The organism is Halomonas sp. KX33721 (assembly GCF_001596805.1).
GTDB classification, from domain to species: Bacteria; Pseudomonadota; Gammaproteobacteria; order Pseudomonadales; family Halomonadaceae; genus Vreelandella; species Vreelandella aquamarina.
Genome location: NZ_LVIA01000061.1, coordinates 1 through 4,166, shown reverse-complemented (window position 1 = coordinate 4,166; position 4,166 = coordinate 1). Strand labels below are relative to the sequence as shown.

The following is a 4,166-nucleotide window of genomic DNA, read 5'->3' as shown; positions in this document are numbered from 1 at the left end:
TCTGCAGGGTCAGCAGTTGTTGGAAGGGCTTGTCGCGGCGGAAGTTCTCGACAGCGTCATAGTCGCTCATGCCCAGACACAGCAGGCCCAGGTAGCTCTTGATCACGTCACTGGTGCGCATGCCCAGCGTGGTGGGGAAGCGGCTGTCGATGCTGTCGACGCCAGCGATCTCGAAGCATTGCCCGATGATGGACAGCCCGGCGTGGCTGGTGAGGGTGCGGCAACTGGCGCGGAACTTTATGTTGGGCATGGCACTGTCTGGGTGAATGGCGATAATGGCTATATTGCCATGCAGGTCAGTGGGTTAGAAGTGCTTCCGGGGGCCGGTCTCACGGATTCAGGTTACATATTTGGTATAACAGCAGCTACCATCTCACTAATGTCTTTGAAAATTTTCAAAATGCAACAGCAAATTGTCATCGCTAAGATCACAAGGCAATTAGTGATTGAATAGATATCATATAAGTCACCATAAAATCATTACACGCACTGTTAATGAGTTTTTATACTTATAAAAAAACGCAGCCTTTTCGCGCTTGAACATCAAACTCTACCCGATGAAGGAGCGCTCCCCAGCTATTCTGTAAAGCAAGACATCCGCGAACAAAACGCAACTCAGTATTGCTCAAAATTGATAGCGGGTAAGGTGTCCATTTACTAGGTGCAGGAGAGCGATTAAACACTGTCGCTTCTCTAGCCACGTCAAACAGCACCCGTTCTCGGGCTTTAACTTTTTTTCTAATATTTTGGTAATCGCTACTATCAAAACGCATCTACCCTCCCCTTTAATCCAAAACCATTTCCTCAGCGCGATAGCTTGTTAGCCATTTAATTCACCTAGATCAATGGGCATAAACGTTTATGACACCATCGTCCTCTCGTATCCAGTAGTGCCTAGTTAATATAGTGCTGCGCTCACACACAAGCCTCACTAGTTCATTTTTTAATTATCATCTAATTTTGTTCTCTGCGTTGAATTTTCATGGAAAATAAAATCAAACCTTGAAACTCCATCAGCTAATGAGGGTAGTTTTATCTCAACACTCTCAGCTTTAAAAGGGCCAGCTTCTATTTCTGAGACAGAAACCTCTGCTCCACACAGCCATGCTACAACAGTTAAGGCGACAGCCACTTTTAAACCAGAACCTGAAAAAGTAAAAGAAAGAGGGTTCTCTCTTTTAATATCAATCAGCTCCAACTCACTATCACCACAATCAACTGCAATCAAACTATCTACGCTATCACTCACATGTGAAAGCTTAAAGATATTAGCCATTTTAATAATATCTACATCTTTCAGATCAGCAACCTGATATTCATATTTTTTAATATTCTTTAAAGAGGCGACATAAGCGGCTCTGAAATATCTTAAAAACTCTACCAATTCATAGCTACTTATACCCTTACCATTTGTTTCAACAACCACCTTTAAGCTACTCATCGCCCACCCCTATGAAAAAACCAAGCTAAATACTATTTAAAAACAAGGCTTCACTTCTAAAGTTTAGATCAACCCAGAAGAGAAAGCACGCTCTGTGAGATATTATACGCTTAATTATTGGCTCTCATCCTCCTTTACTAGCGCAGCACTGCAGTCAGGAAGCTGATTGTAATCCGGCAAAATTTCTTTTTGGATGTAATAGTCGATGTCTATATCCATTATCATCCCATTGCCATAATCAACCCTTACATTATTGACATCTCCATTTTCTAAATGATTAGCACAGATACCTTTTGCCATTTTATCTCTCCATTACAAAAACGGGGCCTTTCGGCCCCGTTATATCGATCAATCAGCTTAAAAGCTAACCAATTAACCCAACAGAGAAAGAACGTTCTGCGGGATCTGGTTAGCCTGTGCCAATACAGAAGTACCGGCCTGCTGCAGGATCTGCGCGCGGGTCATGTTGGCTACTTCGACTGCGTAGTCTGCGTCTTCGATGCGCGAACGGGCGGCAGACAGGTTGGTCTCGTTGGTCTGCAGGTTGGTGATGGCAGACTCGAAACGGTTCTGAACGGCACCCAACTCAGAGCGCAGGCTGTCCACTTGTTTTAGTGCGGAATCAAGCGCCGCGAGCGGGTTATCGGTCGCTGCACGCTGATCGCCTTCTAAAGCCAGAGTGGGATTGCCTTCATTGTCAGCTGAAACATAAACAGCTACATCGTTATCATTGCGCACTTCGCCGTCGATATTGACACGATATATTGTTGTATCGATTGCATAGGTAGCGTCAGTACGCTCAAGAGATGAGTCTTCAAGATCAGCTTCAGTAGCTTGGTTACGGTTTTCGACAACGGTAAAACCACCGCCATCAGCCAAGAACAAATCGCCACCGAAGTTTTTCCCGTCAATCTGATAGCTGAAGGAATCGTCGGTATTGTTTACTGTTGCCGTAACAACACGACCATCCTCGAGAGTCGCCTTATATTCAGCAGCTGTCTCACTGCCATTATAAGTACCCTGAGCAGTCCAGCCAGCTGCTGCTGCGCCATCAGTAGTATTTGCAATGTTAGCGACAGCGACAGCGGCGCGTGCTTCCGTAGAAGTAAAGTCACCATCATCCATCAAATAAACAGCGCTGTCATCGGCTAAAACGGCCTTGCCGTCAGCATCAATCTCGATGGCAGCATTCACTGTTGCCCCTGTACCATTATAACTTGCACGGGTTTGTTGCTGGGCACCAAAGTCATCAACAAGCTGATCAAGAGTGGCCTGTTGATCAGCAGCAACACGGAAATCATCAAGCTTCAGTGTTGCTGCGTTAATTTCCTGCAAATTAACAGTGATTTGCTGCCCATCATTCGCACCAACCTGAATCTTCAGGCCCGTGTCCTCAGCTAGAACTTTTACACCATTAAATTCAGTTTCTTTGGAAATGCGGTCGATTTCATCCAAGCGCTGACCAATTTCGTCCTGAATGGACTGCAGGTCATTGGCTGAATTGGTGTCATTCTGAGCCTGTACGGACAGTTCACGAATACGCTGCAGGTTATCGTTGACCTGATTCAGTGCACCTTCGGCAGTCTGGGCAACGGAGATACCGTCGTTGGCGTTACGCTGGGCCTGAGCCAGACCGGTGATCTGGGCGGTCATACGGTTGGCGATTGCCTGACCCGCAGCATCATCCTTGGCGCTGTTGATGCGCAGACCAGAAGACAAACGCTCCATGGAGGTTTGCAGGGCAGATTGGCTCTTCTGCAGATTGGACTGGCCAATCATGGAAGTAATGTTGGTATTGATCACTGACATGGTGTGATTCTCCTTACGTTAACACTGGCCTTGAAGGCCCGCTTTTCGGCCACTGTGTGCGCCGTTGTTATAGTTAACGGCGCGGCGAGGAGAATCTTTAGGGCTTGTGGTAAAAAAAAGTTGTAAAACTTGGTAACAGGGGTTGTAGGTTTTTCATTACAGGGTGTGAGGCTGCTTCAAAACCCGAGATCGCCACGCTTCGCTCGCGATGACAGAGGAGAGATTGCTTCGCTGCGCTCACAACGACAGGTAGTAAGCTGTTCTATTATCGCATTATAGAAGCGCGGTGAGCGCTGGGGCATTCAGTGGTTTAACCGTTTGCAGCCCACCGGGTTCTTCTGCCTGTTGATAGGCGGCGTAAAACCGTGCGGGTATTGCCCCTAGCAGCACCTGTTGGGTGTGTACGCCCTGGCAGGCAGCGGTGCCAGATGGCCTGGGAATGCGCGGTTCTAGCAGGGTGATCAGCACGTCGTCATCGGGGTGGCGAATGGCCCGGCCTAACCCTTGGCGTAGCTTGTGCAGGGTGCGCACGGTGCTTTTGCGCATCAGCGCACCTTTAGCAATATGGGTGGCGTCAGCTGCAGTTACTTGGCGGTTGATCAGCATTTGTTCGAGTGACTGCTCCCCGCCCTAAGCGCTGACGCGCCACGGGCGAGGCTTCCCACTTCTCAGGCAGCTGCCGACGATGTGCCGGACTTACGCAAGCCTCCATGGGCAGAGACGGACAGCCCTTCCGCCTTCAGCTCGATAATGCCTTGATGCTTGATGTTCAGCGCCGCGTTGATGTCCCGGTCGTGCTGTGTGTGGCAGGCGGGGCACTCCCACGACCGGACGTTCAACGGCATGGCGTCCATCTTGTGCTGGCAGACATGGCAGGTCTTGGAGCTGGCAAACCACGGGTCAATCTTGACCAGAT

The 4,166-nt window shown here is 48.6% G+C and carries 6 protein-coding genes and 1 pseudogene; all 7 read right to left on the bottom strand.

Translation table 11 applies throughout. The features are described from left to right. Positions 1-250 (bottom strand): annotated as a pseudogene (locus tag A3220_RS17120) (IS1380 family transposase); the annotation flags it as partial. 259 nt (positions 251-509) lie between these two features. Next, positions 510-773: a hypothetical protein gene (locus tag A3220_RS17355; protein WP_128082451.1), complete on the bottom strand. Its 264-nt coding sequence runs from the start codon at positions 771-773 to the stop codon at positions 510-512. A 170-nt stretch (positions 774-943) separates the two neighbouring features. Continuing rightward, the gene (locus A3220_RS16110; protein WP_062375964.1) at positions 944-1,441 is read right to left on the bottom strand and encodes a hypothetical protein; all 498 of its coding nucleotides are present in this window, start codon (positions 1,439-1,441) and stop codon (positions 944-946) included. A gap of 114 nt (positions 1,442-1,555) precedes the next feature. After that, positions 1,556-1,741, bottom strand: a complete 186-nt coding sequence (locus A3220_RS16105; protein WP_062375962.1) for a hypothetical protein — start codon at positions 1,739-1,741, stop codon at positions 1,556-1,558. A gap of 72 nt (positions 1,742-1,813) precedes the next feature. After that, complete coding sequence (locus A3220_RS16100; RefSeq protein WP_062375959.1) at positions 1,814-3,250, bottom strand: FliC/FljB family flagellin; 1,437 nt, start codon at positions 3,248-3,250, stop codon at positions 1,814-1,816. Between the two features lie 273 nt (positions 3,251-3,523). After that, the gene (locus A3220_RS16095; protein WP_164834406.1) at positions 3,524-3,796 is read right to left on the bottom strand and encodes a helicase C-terminal domain-containing protein; all 273 of its coding nucleotides are present in this window, start codon (positions 3,794-3,796) and stop codon (positions 3,524-3,526) included. 122 nt (positions 3,797-3,918) lie between these two features. Next, positions 3,919-4,166 (bottom strand): zinc ribbon domain-containing protein (locus tag A3220_RS16090; protein WP_164834405.1); only part of this gene is annotated, 248 nt, incomplete at its 5' end.

Bases quoted from the DNA above. Each gene is read 5' to 3' on its own strand.
- A3220_RS17355 (WP_128082451.1), bottom strand. From the start codon at position 773: ATGCGTTTTGATAGTAGCGATTACCAAAATATTAGAAAAAAAGTTAAA.
- A3220_RS16110 (WP_062375964.1), bottom strand. From the start codon at position 1,441: ATGAGTAGCTTAAAGGTGGTTGTTGAAACAAATGGTAAGGGTATAAGT.
- A3220_RS16105 (WP_062375962.1), bottom strand. From the start codon at position 1,741: ATGGCAAAAGGTATCTGTGCTAATCATTTAGAAAATGGAGATGTCAAT.
- A3220_RS16100 (WP_062375959.1), bottom strand. From the start codon at position 3,250: ATGTCAGTGATCAATACCAACATTACTTCCATGATTGGCCAGTCCAAT.
- A3220_RS16095 (WP_164834406.1), bottom strand. From the start codon at position 3,796: ATGCGCAAAAGCACCGTGCGCACCCTGCACAAGCTACGCCAAGGGTTA.